This is a genomic window from Kitasatospora nipponensis (genome assembly GCF_039528135.1).
GTDB lineage: Bacteria > Actinomycetota > Actinomycetes > Streptomycetales > Streptomycetaceae > Kitasatospora > Kitasatospora nipponensis.
This window is the reverse complement of record NZ_BAAALF010001052.1, coordinates 1-547: the sequence shown is the minus strand read 5'-3', so window position 1 is coordinate 547 and position 547 is coordinate 1. Positions and strand designations below refer to the sequence as shown.

The window sequence follows — 547 nt, the reverse complement described above, 5'->3', positions numbered from 1 at the left end:
GGGACGGGGCGGTGCCCACGAAGATCGGGCGGCCGTTGGTGTCGGTGGCGCCCAGCAGCATCGGCCGCAGTCGCGGGTCAGCGACGTAGCCGGTGACGTCGTAGTTGTCGTCGATCACCTTCGCCTCGCCGTCCACGAGGTCCTTCCAGATGCCGCCGTTGGCCTTGGTGGCGGTGCCGAGCACCACCGAGTTGGTGGTCTCGGCCAGGTAGTCGTCGAACGGGCCGGCCGCCCCCGAGGGCGACTTGCCGTGGATCGCGGCCAGGTCGAAGGCCCGGGAGAGGGCGACGGGCAGGTCCTGCTGCAGCTGCGTGAAGAGGCCGGCCGCATTGGAGCGGGCGACCTCCTCGGAGACGGGGACGAGCACGGCGACCTTCTTGCCGGCCATCGTCTTGACGTTCATCGACTCGGTACCGGTGGGCTTGGAGCCGCCCTCGTTGACCCACCCGGCCTGGGGAATGTCCATGCTGACCGGGATGGCGGTCTGCGCGGTCATCGACAGCGGGATGCGGCGGGCGAGCTGCATCACCGCCGACGTCTCGGCCGT

At 70.4% G+C, this 547-nt stretch carries 1 protein-coding gene; it reads right to left on the bottom strand.

From position 1 onward, the window contains the following. A partial coding sequence (locus ABD323_RS44810) for a phage major capsid protein (protein ID WP_344447701.1) occupies positions 1–547 on the bottom strand: 547 nt, incomplete at both ends.